Below are 17,279 nucleotides of genomic sequence, written 5' to 3'. Positions count from 1 at the left end.
TTTATTAGTCCTAGTTTGATGGCGAAAATTACTTTTTAATGTATATAAAGAGCCAAAAAAACCCATAATCCGGGTGTTTTTTTGATCAAAGAATCTTATTGTTATTAATTTATAATTAATTACTGATTTTTAAGTAATTTCATGCTGTAATATAAATTATGAAAAGCAAAATTTGATCCTATTTAATGGAAACTTCAAAAAATAAAATATACAAATATGTGGGATGAGTACATCCTAGTTCATACATTTTTGTGTTTATTTGGCTAGTGGTTTTAAAAACTATAATTTTCAGACTTAAGCAACATATTATTAATAACAAATTTTATGAAAACTATTTATTAACTGAAGTTAGTTTAGTAGCGATGTTGCAAAAATTGGTGCAAAGGGTTGAATTTAACACTTCAAATCAGCAAATGATGTTTAAAAACCGCGGTTGTGTTTCTAGTGATCCAGATATTTGAAATAAATATAATTTCTACTTTGATATTTTAATAAATCAATAAAAAATAGGTAATTAACTTTTGCTAAAAAAGTTAAAAAACTGCACAAACCAAACACTTTTTTAAGATTATCTCATCAAACTGGCAAACTTGAAAAAAAATATCTTACTTGTGATTAGAATAAGATATTTTTTATTTATTAAATGTTTTGTGCTACTCAATAAAAGTTATTTTTATACTTTTATTATTTAAATAAATTTTTCGAAAAGAATTGTTCTTCTTTTGTTAACAATGCTTTAATATATTTTCTCATAAATTGATAGTCTGGTTTGCCATCTTTGTCAATTGGTAATTTTAATCTTGTATTTGCAATATTTAATTGATTAAATGCACGGCCATAATTATAGCGATTCATTTCCTTATCTAACAAGGTTACAAAAAATAAGCCAAGATATCTATCTAGTGCAAATTCTTTGAGTTTGATTTTAGTAATATTGTTACCGCTGATAAAATTAAGTGGTTGATAAAAACTTTTAGCACTTTCACCGCCAATGGTAATCACATTTGCCTCTTCTTCTGCAAAAACAGATTTTTTGACAAAAAAGATTATTCCATTATTATTTTGGGTTCGAGTAACATAGGCAACTTCACTACCTTGTTCTCTTTGTGCATCTTCAATAATGACATTTTTAGCTTTTTTAACTTCGAATAAGTCACTAATTTGAAAATATTTTCACTCTTTGACATTTAGTTTTAAATTATCTTGAATAATTTTGTTGTCACTTATTTTTTCTAAAATGCCATTTTTGAGTTTAAAAGATAAATAATCACGAATAGTTTTACTAAAATCTCAAGCTTGAAGTTGATTATAATCAGTTTCCATATAAGCTTCTGCTAGTCATTCATCATTATGGTCAACATTTTCTAATACAGAAAATTCAGGAATTTCTTTGGATTGCAAATATGTTTCCAACCAAAGCTGCTTAGTTAAGTTTCAATCCTTTTTTTCTACTCTACCTAAATTTTTCTTTTTAATAAAGCCATCGTCTTTATAATAACCAAAAAATGTTGCATTTCGTTTAATGTGTGGTTTGTTTAACTCAAACAACATAATACAAACAGAAGCTGAGGCTCCAGGGTGAAATAAATCATTTGGCATACTAAAAACAGCTTTTAGTGTATGTTTTGCTAACATTTTTTTCTTATATTCTTTAATAATTTGATCTCTTCCAATAGCAGTTGCTAAAGGTAAAATTGTAGCTAAAAGCGCACCTTTAGTTTTAACAGAATTAGCAACAAATTCTACAAAAGCTAACCCTTTGGTTGAATCCATCCCGGTGTTTTCTTTGACGGTAAAATCACTTGGCATATTCTTACCATTAAATGGCGGATTCATTAAAACTGCATTAATGTTTTTAGATTCAATTCATTCTCTTCTCTCAAAACAGGAATCTAAAACTATATTTGATAAACCATCATCATGAATGAGCATATTTGTTGAAGCTAAACTAAAAGCGATATATTCAGATTCAATTCCAAAAATTTGTTCTCTTTTAATTTTTTGTTTGAGTTTGGGATCATCAATATTTTTAATCATTTGACTCATTGCTTGAACAAGAAAAGAACCTGATCCACAAGTGGGATCTAATACCCTAGAATTTTCATTAATTTGTACTAAACTTGCCATAAAATCTGTAATATGTGAAGGGGTAAAGGCTTGATTTTTGTCATCTTTTTGTACATACTTATTAAAAGTTGTAAAAAATAGATTCAAAAGATCTTCACCATAGTTAGATTTTTCATCTATAAAAGGTATTATTTCTTTTTCAATAAAATAAATAATTCTTTGCAAATTTTCGTATTTTAAATTTACTAGCTGCATGTCATCTAGAACTGATGAGGTAACTTCTAATTTTTCTTTTGCATTTTGATCATCATTGATTTTATTTTTGATAATATCTTTTATCAAGTTTAGAATATCTTTAGACTTCCCATTTACAGAATCAATTTTTTGAAAAATTTTATTTTTAGATTTACTATTGATTGCTACTAAAAGTGAACCAATAAATTGTGCTCTAATTCGTTCACTAATGTTGTATTTGTGCAACATTTTGTTTAAATTTATAGTATTTTTTGTTACTAGTGATCGATCATTACTTTTAGATGAAAATAGGTTGTGATAGTCATAGATTTTCTTAATTTTCTGCTTGTAACCTTCAATAATCTTTTTAGACTGGGCATCATAAACAATATATTTATTATCTTTGATGTCATCCAATCTTACGAGAATGGCAATTATATTATTATTTGGCCGATAAAGTCTCTCACTATTGAAATAACATTTTAATTGATTATAAGAAGATGGTTTATCAAAACTTTTTTCATCTGGCTTAGTTTCAATAATTAGAGTTAATGCTTCTTCTGGATATTCGAAACGTAGGTCAAGCTTATAATGTTTACAATTGATTTTGCTTCTATCAATACCAACACTTTTGTATGAAAATTCACCATTTTCAATATTGCTTGTCCAATATGATCTACCAATTTTTTCTACTAATTCATCTCTTGTAAATTTCATTATTTTCCAATCTTATAATTTGCATGGTAACTTTTTAAATTGTACACAAATACATACTTTTTAGTTAGCAATATGTATTTTTTTCTTGCTATTTACAAAAAATATAGAAATTTTAAAAGCTTGAATTATTTTTTATTATTACCACCTACAAAAAAATAAATTAAAATCCGCATTAAATATGTTAATTTGAAAGTTTTAGCTATAATTATTTATATAAGCAAATAAAGTATATTTTCATAATATATCAAGCTAAAACAATTGGTAGAAGGAATTTAGTTGTGAATAGCAGTAAATTAAAGCCAAAAATTAGTTTGGTTGGAAGTAATTGTAATTGATTAGTTCATAAATTAGTTGATATTGTCTCATACCACACTTCTAAATTAACATTTAGTGATGTCGAGCGCAAAGGTCGATATCCACTTTATGATGCAAACAAGGTTATTGGCAAAACCAATAAGTTTTTTATGAAAGATGACTACATTGCCATAGTTAAAGATGGCGATGTAGGGCGTCCAAGATTTTTACCAAAAAATAGTGCTTTTATAGCCACAATGTGTGCGCTTACTTCCAAAAATTTTGATATATACTTTATTTATAGCTTATTAAAGTTAAATTTTCCCATTGAAAATATGAAAGTTGGCACAACTATTTACCATATTTATTTTAAAGATTATGGGAATATACAATATTATTTCCCATCTCTTGAAGTACAACAAAAAATAGCAAAAGTGTTTAAAAATATAGACAATTTTATCAATTTGTATAAAATTAAACTTGAAAAAATAAGTGTAATTAAGCAATTTTTGTTAGCTAAAATGTTTGTCCAACCAACCAACCAACCAACCAACCAACCAACCAACCAACCAACCAACCAACCAACCAACCAACCAACCAACCAACCAACCAACCAACCAACCAACCAACCAACCAACCAACCAACCAACCAACCAACCAACCAACCAACCAACCAACCAACCAACCAACCAACCAACCAACCAACCAACCAACCAACCAACCAACCAACCAACCAACCAACCAACACCTCTAATTCGCTTTGCAGATTATAAAAACCTTTGAAAATGAACACAATTAAAAGATATTGTTGAGCATCACACTTCTAATTTAACGTTTAGTGATGTTAAAAAACAAGGTAAATATTTTTTGTATGATGCCAAAGAAATTATAGGCAAAACCGATAAATTCTTTATGAAGGAAGATTACATTTCCATCATAAAAGATGGAGATGCTGGTCGCTTGAGATTTTTGCCTACAAATACAGCATTTTGTTCGACAATGTCAGCTTTGACTAGTAAAAATAATTTTGATATTTACTTTATTTATAGTTTGTTATCCTCTTATTTTCCAATAGAGTCAATAATTAGTGGGACAACGATCAAACATATTTATTTCAAAAATTATGGTCAATTTGAATATTTTGTGCCTTCTATCAAAGAACAACAAAAAATAGCAAAAGTGTTTGAAAATATAGACAATTTGCTAAATTTATATGAATTAAAATTGCAAAAAATTGAAATGATTAAAAAATCATTGTTAGATAAAATGTTTGTACAAAAATAAACTATGTTTCTAAAAAATAAATATAGTTACACAATTTAGATAATTTAACAAATATCTCTAAAATTTTAAATTTAATAATTATAAAAAAATTTTGAAAAGGAATAATATGAAAAAAATTAACTGAAATTATCCTTATATTATTAGTGAAAGCAAAGAGAACAAAATTAATTTAGTATTTTGTCATGGCTTTAATTCTAATCATAGTGTTTTCTACCAACTCATATCAAAAATCCCAGGTGTAAATTATTATTCTTTTACATTGCCAGGATGCAATCTTACACCAGCCGAACCACATCAATTAAATATGGAATATTATGCACAAGAAATTGTCAGATTTATTAAAGAACTTAATTTAGACGAAGTAGTTTTAGTGGGTCATTCAATGGGAGCGGGGAATGCAGCACTAGTTTATAAATTGATACCAGAGAGAATTAAAAAGATAGTTTTTATTGGTCCTATGAACAAAGCTAATATGCCTTTGGCAACACTTTTTTATAATAAATTTTTTCCAAAAACCCCACAAGAAATGTTGGATTTTTTTACTATTTATGAATATGACAAAGAAAAATATCAAGATCCAAAATGACTTGACTGAGCAAACAAAGTCTTTGATTATGAGTATTTTAATAATGAAAATATAGTCCAACTTGGTAGCACATTACCACAATATTACATAATGGATAAAATTGAAGAAGGTTTAAAAGAAGTAAAATGTCCAGCAATGTTAATTTTAGGTGAACGTGATGGAATCATGATGAAAGAAGAAACTATTCAATATTATCTCTCAATTATTGAAAATATTAGAGTTGAGGTAATACCTTATACAGGACATCTTATCTATACAGAAAATGAGGAAGGCTTTCTGCAAGTTTTTAAACCTTTTTTATTAGATTAGTTTAACAAAAGATTTTAAGTCTAGTAAAACTTTAAATTTCAATATTTATTAAAAGTTTTAATCAAATAAACATAATCTGCAAATTTTTGCCTATCTAAATTAAAATAACTAATAATTTCATCTTTATCAATGTTCATGTATAAATAAAGACAAACCAAATCAAAGTATTTACTATTGTATCTAACTCATTCAAAATCAATAAACTTAATTTCTTTGGTTTTTTCATTAAATATTATATTTTTAAAACATAGATCACCATGATTTAGTACAAGTTGTTCATTTTGATATTTTTTAAGAATATTGCAATATTTTTGATCTGTTATATTTAAAATATTTCAATCAAATTGTTCAATATTACTAGGTTTTTGTTCTTGAAAATCTAAGATCTTTTGAAATAATAGTCTTTGATTTTCTTTAGCAATTGTCTTATTTAAAATATTACCTTCGTATCATTTTTTAATAAAATTTCCATTTTTGTAAAAAATGAAATCGGTGTTGCCTTCAAGATAAATAGATTCATTTTTTCAATTTACAAAATTATTTTTAGCAATTCTTATTTGAACTTTTTCGTCTTTATAAAATGCGCTGTAGCTACAGTTGTGGTATCCGCAGTAAATTAGTTCTATTTTTCTTAGGTGTTTGAAAATATAAGTAGGTATTTTTTGTTCTATTTCTTTAATAAACATAACTACAAAATTTATAAATTTTTATAACCTTTCTAAAAAATAAATTATATTTACTTTTTATAAAAAAGCACTAAACTGTATTGCTAATAAATAAAAATACAACTTTTTGTAGAAAAAAACAAAATTTTGTTTTAAAATTTAAGATAGATTTTCGATTTGACAAAAAGGTTGTCTTATAGATGCAACCTTTTTTGTTTTAATTAAAATAAATTTCTTAAGCATACTATTTATAAAGAGGTATAAATTGGATATAGAACAAAAAATAGTGGAAAATTTTCCAGAAGTAGCAAAAGCTGAGTTTATTTTAGAAGATGGACACACTTTTTTAAGAATTTACACAACTCTTACAACTATGAAAGATATTGAAGACATCTCTAAAAAAATATCAGATTTTATTGATAGAATAGAATTAAAATATAATAATTTTTTCTTAGATATATTATCAAAAGGAGTGGATGAATAGTAATATGAAGAAAAAAAGCAAACAAGTATCATCTATTGAACAAAAAACTACTACCAAACTTATATTAGAGTCTTTAAAAGAAATTGCTCAACAAAATCAAACTACAATTGATATTGTGCTTGAAACTTTTTCTAAATCAATTGAAAAAGTTATTAACAAAAAAATTGATCCTGAGGCAGAATTAGAACTAGAAACTGATTTTGATAAATTTATTTTTAAAGTTTATAACATTAACGGTGAAATAGTTGAGGATACATATTTTGATAATCTTGATGATCTAGCTAAGCATGAAGCTTCTTTTTCATTTATAAGTATTTCAGATGCAATTGCTAAAAAAATTGCTAAACCTGAAGATTTACAAGTGGGAAATAGAGTTAAAATAGAAATTGATATCACAACTTTTGATAAATCTATTTTTCAGTCTGCAATTCAAAATTTTAAACAAACTAATTCTGAAATTAATAGGCAAAGAATTTATGACAAATATTTACCACTAAAAAATACAGTTATTTTAGCTAAAATCACAAACAAAATTCACTCTGGATATATATTTGAACTTGTTGAAGACAAAGTTGCAGCTTTCATGCCCAGCCATTATTCCATTGGTCAAAAATTAAAGGTTGGTGATATTCTCGAAGTTGTTATTGAAGATGTTAATAAAAGCTCTAAACAATCACAAATTATTGTCTCCAGCAAATCAATTCAGTTAGTAAAAAATAAAATTATAAATGCAATTCCTGAATTACAAACTAATAATCTAGAAATTGTTAGCATCGCTCGAATTCCGGGGGAAAAATGTAAGGTTGCTGTTAAAAAAACCAATCTACCAGGATCAGATCACATTTCTGAATTAGGCGCAATTATAGGTGAAAAAGGAGTTCGGATTGAATCTATTAGCCAAGATTTAGATGGTGAGCAAATTGAAATTGTTAAATATGATGAAAATATTTTAACTTTTGTTGCCAATGCAATTGCCCCAGCTAGAGTAGTTTGTGTCAAAGAATTCAAAATAAACAATAAAAATAAACACTATACAGTTGTAGTTCCTGATTTTCAACACACTTTGGCAATTGGTAAAAAAGGATCAAACGTTCAACTTGCAACTGATCTAACTCGAATTAAGAAATTAGAAATTATACCTTATTCAAGAGCACTAAAAGATGATAAATTCGAAATTGAATGAAATGGTAATATTGCTGATGTAGAAGAAATGAAATCTTTACGTCAAAATTATACAAATAAGAAAGAATCAATTAGACGTCAAAGAAACAAAAACTACAACGATAACTTTAGCACTATTTTAGAAGAATTTGAAAAAGACATCCAAAAATATAAAGAACCATATTCTTTCTTAGATGAAGACAATATTGAAATTACTTATTCTAATAAGACATCTAAAACCCCAAATTCTTTAGATAATTTAGCCAATGGGCAAACTCAGGAAAATGATTTAAACCTCGATTCTCAACAGCAAGATAATCATATCGAGCAAAAAGTTAATTTCCAAAACACTAACCAAGATTATCGAGAAAATCAACCACTTTTTGATGCTGATTCTCTAATTAATAGTGCTCTTAGTGAATCTATAAAAGAAAATGCATTAATAGATCAAGCAGAAGTAGAAAACGAACAACAAAGAGATCAAAAAAATGATAAGCAACTAAGTTCTAGCTTTAAAAATGAAGCTCAAGAGAGCAAAAAAATTGCAGATAAAACCAAACAACAAGACAATAATGAAGCTAAAACTCCAATTTTAAATCGAAAAGAAGCTAGGCAAATTCAAAGAGAAATTCAAAATTTTAAATCTGATAATGATTTAGTTGACTACTCTGGTGTCGATGAAATCGAAATTGATCTAGATGAGTTTGATTTTTAATTACTTATGTTTAAAAACTACCACCGAAAATGTATTGTTTGCCAAACTTCTAGACCAGTTGAACAACTTCTTCGCTTTAGCAGACAAGAAGAAAATATTTTTTTAGATCTTATGGAAAATGAAAAAATTGCTGGCCGTGGAGCTTATGTGTGCAAAAGAGATGATGAAATTGCTATAATATTTAAGAAAAAAATGTTAAATCGTGCATTTCGTCATAAATTTGAAAATAAAGTGTATGAAAATATAGAAAATGAGGTAAAAACAAAATGGCTAAAAATGAAAAACGAAAATCAAATGTAGCAGAAATTAAATCCCAACTCAATGATGTCAAAGTTGAGGTTAACAATGGTGTTTTTATCTTTACAGGTGCAATGTCAATTGCAGAAATGGCGACCAAAATTGGAAAAAGTGTTAACGAAATTATTACATTTTTCTTTAAACAAGGTAAAATGTATAATTTAAATCACACCTTAAATGAAGAAGAAATTGCTGAAGTTTGCATTGAGTTTGGTCTTGATTTTCAACAAACTAAAGAAGTCAATGCCGCCAATTTTATGGAAGCAATTGAAATTATTGATGATCAAGAAGATCTTACAACTAGACCTCCAATTATCACGGTGATGGGCCACGTAGATCATGGAAAAACTACGCTGCTAGACTATATAAGAAAAACCAATGTTGCAGGCGGTGAATACGGCGGGATTACCCAACATACAGGTGCATATCAGGTAGAAGTTGATTCTCAGATCATCAATTTTATCGACACTCCAGGTCATGAAGCTTTTACACAAATGCGCGCGCGTGGTGCTAAAGTTACTGACATTGTTGTTTTAGTAGTAGCCGCTGATGATGGGGTAATGCCACAAACCAAAGAAGCTATTCATCACGCCCAAGCTGCTGATGTGCCAATTATTGTTTTTGTTAACAAAATGGATAAAGCTAATAAAGACCTAGATAGAATTAAAACCGAGCTTAGCACACTCGATGTTACTCCAGAAGAGTGAGGGGGAAATAACATCTTTGTCTATGGATCAGCACTTACAGGTCAAGGAATTGATGAGCTTTTTAAATCAATTTTATTGCAAGCGGAAATTTTAGAATTAAAAGCCAACAAAGATCGCTTTCCTATTGGAACAGTTTTAGAAGCTAAATTGCACCAAGGCAAAGGTGTAATGGCTACCTTGATGGTACAAAATGGGACTTTGAAAATTCGTGATTTTATTGTTGCTGGTTACCAATATGGTAGAATTCGTAGTTTAGAATCAACAACTGGCAAGCCAATTAATCAAGCGCTACCGGGAACTCCTGTAGTTGTCAGTGGGCTCAATTATGTGCCATTAGCAGGTGATAGATTTTTTGGTTTTCATGAAGAAAAATTTGCTAAACAACTAGCTGAAGAAAAAAAAGCTATTGAAAAACAAAACAATGTCAAACAAAAAACATTAGCTCAGGTTGATAATCAAAAAGATAAGCAAATCAACATCATTATTAAAACAGATGTCCAAGGTATTGCTGAAGCTTTGGAGACTACAATTGAGAAATTATCTTCTAAATTTGTTCAGGTAAACGTTTTACACTCTGGTGTTGGGGCAATCAACAAAGCAGATATTTTATTAGCACAGACTTCCAATTCGATTATTTATGTTTTTAATTTGCCAACTAATAATCAAATTAAAACACAAGCTAAACAAGCTGGTGTTGAAATTCGTGAACACACAATTATCTATAAAATTATTGATGAAATCAAGCAAAAAGTCAAAGGTCTGCGTACTATCAAATATGAAGAAGTTGAAATTGGAGTTGCCAAGGTAATTAAAAAATTTACTTTCTCAAAAGTTGGAACCATTGCTGGTTGCAGTGTTTTAAGTGGTAAATTCGTCGCTGAGTGTAAAGTTGAAGTCTACCGTGATAATAAATTATTGCACAAAGGTAGAATTGAATCACTTCAGAGAGATAAAAATAATGTAAAAGAAGTTGTCATGGGAAATGAATTTGGAACCCATGTTTACAAATTTAATGATATTGAAGAAGGTGATACTATTAAAGCTTTTGAAGATGTAGAAATCGAGGATTAAAATGTCTATTAGTCACGAAAAAAGAGAAACACATTTTCTATATTTAATTAGCGAAATTTTGTACCAAAATTTTGCACATCGTTTTGATTTAAATGTCAACTGAGTTAAATTAAGTGGGGATTATTCACACTTAAATATTTATTTAGAATTTAATGAAAATGAAGATTTTTGTCTTGAACAAATAAATAAAGCAAATAAATTTATTCGCTTTAAATTAGCAAAAATATCTGTTGGCTACAAAGTACCACAACTTCATTTTTACATTGATCATGTTAGCAAACGTGTTGAAAATATTGATAAAATTTTATCAAGGATTACTAATGAAAAATAAAATTTTAGTTCGACTTTTACCTTCATTTTTAGTAGCATCACCAGTTTTTTTGGTAGCTTGTGCGGCTAATAATGATAGCTTTTTGTTAGAAAATTTAAAAAACTCAAAAAATCAACAAGAGGTGACTCCAATTAAAGCAGCATTTTTAACAACATCACAATCAAATAGCGATTTAGATCAACAAATTATTACTAGTTTAAAGCAATTTCTCAAACATGAATCACAAGTTGAAAATTCTCCTTTTTCTTTGGTAGAAAAAAATTTTTTTTCAATTTTAGAAAACAACCAAGCTAATAAAATTAATGAACAATCTATTCAATTTATTGAAGAGTTTAATAAAATATACAATAGTAACAATGTTATCTTTTTGACAAGTGATTTTAATTTAGAGTTTCTAAATCGTTGATTATTTGAAAAAATCACCACTGATAGTAAAAGTTTTTTTGAGACTTTGGCTCAAAAAAATATCTTTGTTGTCAATCCGGATTTTAACTCATTTAATGATTTTGTTTGAAGTAAATTTCCTGAAACTAAAAAAAATATTCTTCCAATTACCATTCGCTCACAAGATATTAATTGAATTATAGGGTATACAACTGCTTCTTATCTAGCTCAAAAATTTCCAAAAGATCCCTTTCGTCGTAAGGTGAGTTTTATTTTAGATTCTAACAACGTTGATGAAACTAATAATTTAGTTGGCTTTTTATCTGGGATTGCAGAGTGAAATAATAAAAATGCTAATAATGAAGTAAAAATTAATAACTTGGATTCACAAATTATTTTGTCTTTAAACAAGGTTGATATTGAAGAACAAATTCGCCAAATTACCACCCCTGATGACACAACATACAAATCAGAAATTATCTTCCTTGCATCACCTAAACTCTATAAAAATGTAGAAAAACAACTTCAAAAAGATCAAAAATTAATAACTAATAGTTTCGATTTTGAAGCTAAAAGCTTTATTAATATTAATCAAAAAGTTTCCAGCTTTTTAAACGATTTGTTATTAGATATTTATGGTAATAAAATTGGAACACCTAAGGCTCAAATATTTAAAGAAAGAGTAGAAGGCAAAAGAATTTTTATGCATCTTTTAAACAAAAAACAAATTTCATATCGTTATTTTGATGTTCGTTTAGATAGTGAATTGAAGGATCTATTTACAAATGCTCAAAAAGTTTATTCACCTGCTAAACAAGATGAAAGTATCTCTGATGTTATTTTAGGTGCAAATCAGATTGAAAAACAAAATAGTTTTATAGTACTCAAAAATATTGTTGAAAAAATACGATAATATATGCAATTAATAAATTTACATACTAATAGTGAATATTCTTTTTTATCTTCGACAATAAAAATTGATTCCTTGATAAATTATGCAATTCAAAACAATTTATCAACACTTGTGTTAACTGATATTAATAATTTGTTTGCTGTTCCTAAGTTTTATCACCTGTGTAAGAAAAACAACATTAATCCCATTATTGGCTTGCAATTAGAAGCTGAAAATTACCATTTTATTCTTTTAGCTAAAAACTATTTAGGATATCAGCATCTTTCAGCTTTGAGCTCCAAAAAGATGCACAATCAAGAAATTAGTATTTTGGAATTAAGTAATGAAAATGTCATTATCATTGATCACCCAGAGCTTGGTTTTTATACAAAAAACAAACAACAATTAAAATTAGATAACTATTATGTTGTCTCAAATGATGTCAATCTTGAAAATGCGGTTTTTGTCCAAAACCGTAGTGTTTTATACGCAAAAGAAGAAAAATATTTAAAATATTTGTATAAAATTAAAGGCGCTGACTGAGTTGATAAAAAGTTTTATGATTTTCAAGAATGATCAATTGATGTTGATGAATCAATTATTAAACGCACTAATGAGCTAGTCTCCAATATTCAAATTGAATTTCCTAAACCTTTTTTTAATCTTCCAGATGTCCCAAGTTTTACCTCAAGTAATGCAAATGATAATCTAAAATCTATTTTAGAAGACAGTGTCATCAAAAAGCAAGATGAACTCAAAAATTATCCACAAGTTCGCAAACGTTTATCAAGTGAATATAAAGTAATTAGTGAGCTTAATTTTTCTAATTATTTTTTGCTAATTTGAGATTTTATTAAATGAGCTAGATCACAAAATATTCTCATAGGCCCAGGTCGTGGTTCATCTTCTGGTTCACTGATTTCTTATTTGCTAGATATTACGCAAATCAATCCGTTAAGATATGATTTGCTTTTTGAACGTTTTTTAAATCCGCTACGGCAAACTATGCCAGATATTGACATTGATATTCAAGATACACGCCGTTCTGAAGTCATCGATTATATTCAAAAAACCTATGGATATGAACACACAGCGACAATTATTACCTTTTCAACTTTGGCTGCTCGTAGTGTTTTTCGTGATGTATCAAAAGCTTTTGGCATTAGTGAATCAGAAGTAAATGCTAATGCTAAATTAATTAAGCCGAATATGACGCTTCAAGAATGTTATGATGAAGAAAAATCAGCTTTTCGTTCATTGATAGATCGTCAGGAACAAGATAAAACCTATAAATATAAAGAGATTTTTAAAATTTCTAAATTTTTAGAAGGTATGCCAAGACAATCGGGTACTCATGCTGCTGGAATTGTTGTCTCTAAAGTTCCTATTTGTCAATTAGTGCCTACTTTAGAGTCTAAAGATGGCTACAATCAAGTACAATTTAGCGCTGAGTATCTAGAAGAGTTTTCACTTTTAAAAATCGATCTTTTAGGACTAAAAAACTTAAATATTGTACAGCAAATTCTAACATTAATTGCCAAAGAGAATCATGAGCTTAGCTTTGAGGATTTACCACTTTTTGATGCAGCTACCAATAATTTGCTCTCTAGCGGTTTGACTAGTGGAATTTTTCAACTTGAATCGCCAGGGATGTCTTCAACTTTACGTGGAGTTGGGGTAGATAGCATCGAAGATGTGATTGCAACAATTTCGCTTTTCCGTCCTGGACCACTCAAGCAAATACCCATTTATAAACAACGTAAGAATAATAAAATAAAGTGGGAATCTATTAGTTACGAGTATGACCAAATTGTTGCTCCAACTTATGGAATTATAATTTATCAAGAACAAATTATGCAAATTTGTCAGCAAATTGCGGGCTTCAATTTGGCACAAGCTGATATTATTAGGGTTGCCATTTCCAAAAAAGATGAATCTAAATTGATTGCAATTAAGGACTCATTTATTGAAGCCGCAATAAAAAAAGGTCACAAACTAGAATATATTGAAAAAATTTATGAACTAATTTATAAATTTGCAGATTATGGCTTTAACAAAGCACATGCTGCCGCTTATGCAACACTGGCTTATAAAATGGCCTATTTAAAGACAAAGTTTCCAGCACAATTTTATTCTTGTTTAATAAGTAATGAAAATGGTAGTCATGAAAATATTAAAAAATATGCTCTCGAAGCTCAAAAATCGGGATTTAAAGTTTGTCAACCTGATATTAATCATTCTTTTGAAAATGCTACCTTTGATTTAGAAGAAAAACTCATTTTTCTTCCTTTGACAATGATTAAAGGTATTGGCTCCAACTACATCAGACCACTTTTAAAAGAACGTGAAGCAAAAGGAAAATATAGCAATTTTATAGACTTTTTTCTAAGAATGAAGATAATTAATTTTTCTGAAACACTGATTATTAAATTGATCAAAGCAAGTGCGCTTGCGAGCTTTGGCTCACAAGATAGCTTGCTCGCAAGTGTTGAAATTGCTAAAAATTACTACCCATGCATTCTTGAAGATGCCAAAGGCGAAAAATATATTGACTATTCACAAGTTTTTAATATTCCCTTTGTTTTAAAAGAAGTTGAAATTGATTATCAACAAACTATAAAAAATGAAATTGAATTTCTTGGTATGCAATTTAGCAAACCACCGATTCCCAAAGCTCTTAAAAATCAAATCAAACTTGTTGACTTAGAAGCTAATCAACAATATAGTTTAAATCTTGTTGTTAACAATTTTGCCCTTTTAAAAAGCAAGGCAGGCTCAAGTTATGCTAAAATAAGTTTAAGCGATTTTGATACTCAAGTTGATGTTTTGCTTTTTGGATCAAAGGTATCATTGCTTGAGCAATTAAAAAAAGGAAGTATTTTTAAATTTTTAATAAGTAAAAATTTAAAAAACGAATTTAAAATTTATAATAACAAGTTTGAGGAAATAGAATATGAATAGACCGATTTTATTAATTGATGGCAACTTAATGTTGTTTAAATCTTATTACGGTAGTGTATATGGTGGTGGCCTTTTAAAAAATAGCCAAGGAATAGAAACTAACGCAATTCATACATTTTTTCTTACTTTTTTCAAATTAATAAACCTTTTTAATCCAATAAATTGCTACTTTGCATTTGACAAAGGAAGCAAGACACCTAGACATCTTGCTTTTTCTGAATATAAACAAGGTAGAAGTGAAACTCCTGAGAGTCTCTTTACTCAAATGGAAAAAGTCAAACAAATTTTAACATATGCTAATATAAATTGAAGTCAAGACTATAATTATGAAGCTGATGATTTAATTGCCTCACTTAAAAAACAAATTTTAGATCAAAATCCACAAGCAAAAATAGTAATCTTTTCTGCTGATCAAGACTTATTACAACTAATTGATGAAAATACAATAGTTGTTGATACAATTAAAGCTGAGGGTCCAAATATCAAAAATTTAGATAATTTTTATGATCTTCATCATATTTTTCCACATCAAGTTGTTGATTTTAAGGTTTTATCTGGTGATAAATCTGATAATATTAAAATTATTGCTGGTTTGGGTTTAAAAGGAGCACAAAAATTACTAGAAAAATATGGTAACTTGGAAAATATTATTGCAAATAGTGATCAAATTTCGGGCAAAATTGGCCTTGAAATTAAAGAAAAAAAAGAAAAACTTCTTTTTTTTCAGAATTTTATAACCTTATATAACACAGCAAAATTTAATTTTAATATTTTTGACAATTTAGATATTCAAATCAATGATAAGTTAATAGCCACTTTAGAAGAATTAGAATTAAAAACTGTATTAAAAAATTTTTTAAACTTTCGTAAATAAAAAAAACCACCGCAAAGGTGGTTTTACAGTTTTCTTGCTTAAACTACAACTGCAAAGTTAGAGTTGTTCTTTTTGAGCAGCAGAGAACATCCGCCAAAGCAATACATGTTTAAAACAGCTCAATAATATTTTACATTATTTTAAAAAAAATAAAAAAATAAAATAGAAAAAGAGTGAATAACCACTCTTTTTCTATTTTTTGAAACTTCTATTACTTACTTAATAAAGAAACTAATCTTACAAATTGGGAAACAAATGAAAATTCATTGTCGTATCAAGCAAATATTTTGTAAAGTCTTTTTCCATCTGATTCAACAAATTTAGTCAATGTTGCATCGAAAATAGAACCATGTTTGTCACCAATGATGTCTGATGAAACAATTAAATCTTCATTGTAAGCAAAGGATTCATTTTCATATTTTTTCATCACTTCATTAATTTCTTGAATTGTTGGGGTAGATTTTAATGAGACTGATAAGTCGACAAATGAACCGTTGATAACAGGTGCACGTAATGCCATACCATCTAATTTCCCTGTTAGAGAAGGAATTACAAGACCAATTGCTCTAGCTGCTCCTGTTGATGTAGGAACAATGTTGCTAGCTGCACTTCTTGCTCTTCTAAAATCGCTGTGAGGTGCATCTTGAATTCTTTGGTCTGCTGTATAAGCATGCACTGTTGTCATATATCCATTTTCAATTCCAAATTCTTTTTCAAGTGCATTTACAACCGGTGCTAAAGCGTTTGTGGTACATGATGCCGCTGATAAGATTGTATCCTCTTCGGTAATTGTTTCGTGGTTAATATTGTAGACAATAGTTTTAACATCGTTTCCTGCAGGTGCAGAAATAACAACTTTTTTAGCACCAGCGTCTAGGTGTAATTGTGCTCCTGTTTTGGAAGCGAAAAATCCTGTACATTCAAGCACAATATCGATTCCTAATTGAGCTCAAGGAAGTGTTTTTGGATCTCTTTGGGAAAGAATTAAAATTTTGTGTCCGTTAATTACTAAAAAGCTTTTGTCTTCTTCTTGAATATAATCAACTTTACCTTCAAATTTTCCATGAGCTGTATCATATTTAAATAGGTGTGCTAAGGTTTTAACATCTGTTAAATCATTGATAGCTACAACTTGAATGTTTCTATCTTTTATTTCAAAAATACGGCGAAGAACTAAACGTCCGATTCTTCCAAATCCATTTATGGCTATTTTTTTCATATTTGTCCTTTTTTCTTTAAATTTAAT

General features: G+C 28.2%; 14 protein-coding genes and 1 pseudogene. 12 read left to right on the top strand and 3 right to left on the bottom strand.

All coding sequences use genetic code 4. The annotated features are described in order from the left end of the window. Window positions 1–222: 222 nt before the first annotated feature. Window positions 223–503, top strand: a pseudogene (locus tag MCJ_RS02615) (IS1634 family transposase); the annotation flags it as partial. 181 nt (window positions 504–684) lie between these two features. On the opposite strand, the gene MCJ_RS03695 reads toward MCJ_RS02615, so the two are convergent. After that, complete coding sequence (locus tag MCJ_RS03695) at window positions 685–3,018, bottom strand: N-6 DNA methylase (RefSeq protein ID WP_012751743.1); 2,334 nt, start codon at window positions 3,016–3,018, stop codon at window positions 685–687. A 311-nt stretch (window positions 3,019–3,329) separates the two neighbouring features. Here MCJ_RS03695 and MCJ_RS03690 point away from each other — a divergent pair, with 311 nt between their 5' ends. The 3 genes from MCJ_RS03690 (at window position 3,330) to MCJ_RS02595 (ending at window position 5,491) form a co-directional block, all read left to right on the top strand. Beyond that, a complete protein-coding gene (locus tag MCJ_RS03690; protein WP_231833522.1) occupies window positions 3,330–4,085 on the top strand; it encodes a restriction endonuclease subunit S in 756 nt (251 codons plus the stop codon). After that, window positions 4,066–4,596: a restriction endonuclease subunit S gene (locus MCJ_RS02600; protein WP_041594618.1), complete on the top strand. Its 531-nt coding sequence runs from the start codon at window positions 4,066–4,068 to the stop codon at window positions 4,594–4,596. Before MCJ_RS03690 ends, MCJ_RS02600 begins: the two co-directional genes overlap by 20 nt. Window positions 4,597–4,702: 106 nt before the next feature. Next, window positions 4,703–5,491, top strand: a complete 789-nt coding sequence (locus MCJ_RS02595) for an alpha/beta fold hydrolase (RefSeq protein ID WP_012751740.1) — start codon at window positions 4,703–4,705, stop codon at window positions 5,489–5,491. Window positions 5,492–5,511: 20 nt separating this feature from the next. On the opposite strand, the gene MCJ_RS02590 is transcribed toward MCJ_RS02595, so the two are convergent. Further along, on the bottom strand, window positions 5,512–6,177 hold the full coding sequence (locus MCJ_RS02590; RefSeq protein ID WP_012751739.1) for a phosphotransferase: 666 nt from the start codon (window positions 6,175–6,177) through the stop codon (window positions 5,512–5,514). A 244-nt stretch (window positions 6,178–6,421) separates the two neighbouring features. On the opposite strand from MCJ_RS02590, the gene MCJ_RS02585 reads away from it, so the two are divergent. From MCJ_RS02585 to MCJ_RS02550, 8 genes are read left to right on the top strand one after another with little or no spacing between them, the layout of a single operon-like run. Continuing rightward, the gene (locus tag MCJ_RS02585; protein WP_050731554.1) at window positions 6,422–6,640 is read left to right on the top strand and encodes an LSm family protein; all 219 of its coding nucleotides are present in this window, start codon (window positions 6,422–6,424) and stop codon (window positions 6,638–6,640) included. Continuing rightward, window positions 6,633–8,516 (top strand): transcription termination/antitermination protein NusA, encoded by a 1,884-nt coding sequence (nusA, locus tag MCJ_RS02580; protein WP_050731553.1) that lies wholly within the window; start codon window positions 6,633–6,635, stop codon window positions 8,514–8,516. The genes MCJ_RS02585 and nusA overlap by 8 nt, the downstream gene beginning before the upstream one ends. 6 nt (window positions 8,517–8,522) lie before the next feature. Further along, on the top strand, window positions 8,523–8,816 hold the full coding sequence (locus tag MCJ_RS02575; RefSeq protein WP_012751736.1) for a YlxR family protein: 294 nt from the start codon (window positions 8,523–8,525) through the stop codon (window positions 8,814–8,816). Next, window positions 8,783–10,591: a translation initiation factor IF-2 gene (gene infB, locus MCJ_RS02570; RefSeq protein WP_041594539.1), complete on the top strand. Its 1,809-nt coding sequence runs from the start codon at window positions 8,783–8,785 to the stop codon at window positions 10,589–10,591. The genes MCJ_RS02575 and infB overlap by 34 nt, the downstream gene beginning before the upstream one ends. Window position 10,592: 1 nt before the next feature. Continuing rightward, window positions 10,593–10,922 carry a ribosome-binding factor A gene (locus tag MCJ_RS02565; protein ID WP_012751734.1) on the top strand — a complete coding sequence of 110 codons (330 nt, stop codon included), beginning with the start codon at window positions 10,593–10,595 and terminating at the stop codon, window positions 10,920–10,922. Next, entirely contained in the window at window positions 10,912–12,219 is a 1,308-nt protein-coding gene (locus MCJ_RS02560; protein ID WP_012751733.1) for a hypothetical protein, read from the top strand. Before MCJ_RS02565 ends, MCJ_RS02560 begins: the two co-directional genes overlap by 11 nt. Window positions 12,220–12,222: 3 nt before the next feature. Next, window positions 12,223–15,159 (top strand): DNA polymerase III subunit alpha, encoded by a 2,937-nt coding sequence (locus tag MCJ_RS02555; protein WP_012751732.1) that lies wholly within the window; start codon window positions 12,223–12,225, stop codon window positions 15,157–15,159. Continuing rightward, window positions 15,152–16,033 carry a 5'-3' exonuclease gene (locus MCJ_RS02550; protein ID WP_012751731.1) on the top strand — a complete coding sequence of 294 codons (882 nt, stop codon included), beginning with the start codon at window positions 15,152–15,154 and terminating at the stop codon, window positions 16,031–16,033. The genes MCJ_RS02555 and MCJ_RS02550 overlap by 8 nt, the downstream gene beginning before the upstream one ends. 211 nt (window positions 16,034–16,244) lie before the next feature. On the opposite strand, the gene gap is transcribed toward MCJ_RS02550, so the two are convergent. Further along, window positions 16,245–17,252, bottom strand: a complete 1,008-nt coding sequence (gene gap / locus MCJ_RS02545) for a type I glyceraldehyde-3-phosphate dehydrogenase (protein ID WP_041594538.1) — start codon at window positions 17,250–17,252, stop codon at window positions 16,245–16,247. Between the last annotated feature and the right edge of the window lie 27 nt (window positions 17,253–17,279).

It is taken from the genome of Mesomycoplasma conjunctivae, assembly GCF_000026765.1.
GTDB classification, from domain to species: domain Bacteria; phylum Bacillota_I; class Bacilli_A; order Mycoplasmatales; family Metamycoplasmataceae; genus Mesomycoplasma; species Mesomycoplasma conjunctivae.
The sequence above is the reverse complement of the archived record's forward strand: the minus strand, read 5'-3'. Positions and strand labels throughout refer to the sequence as shown.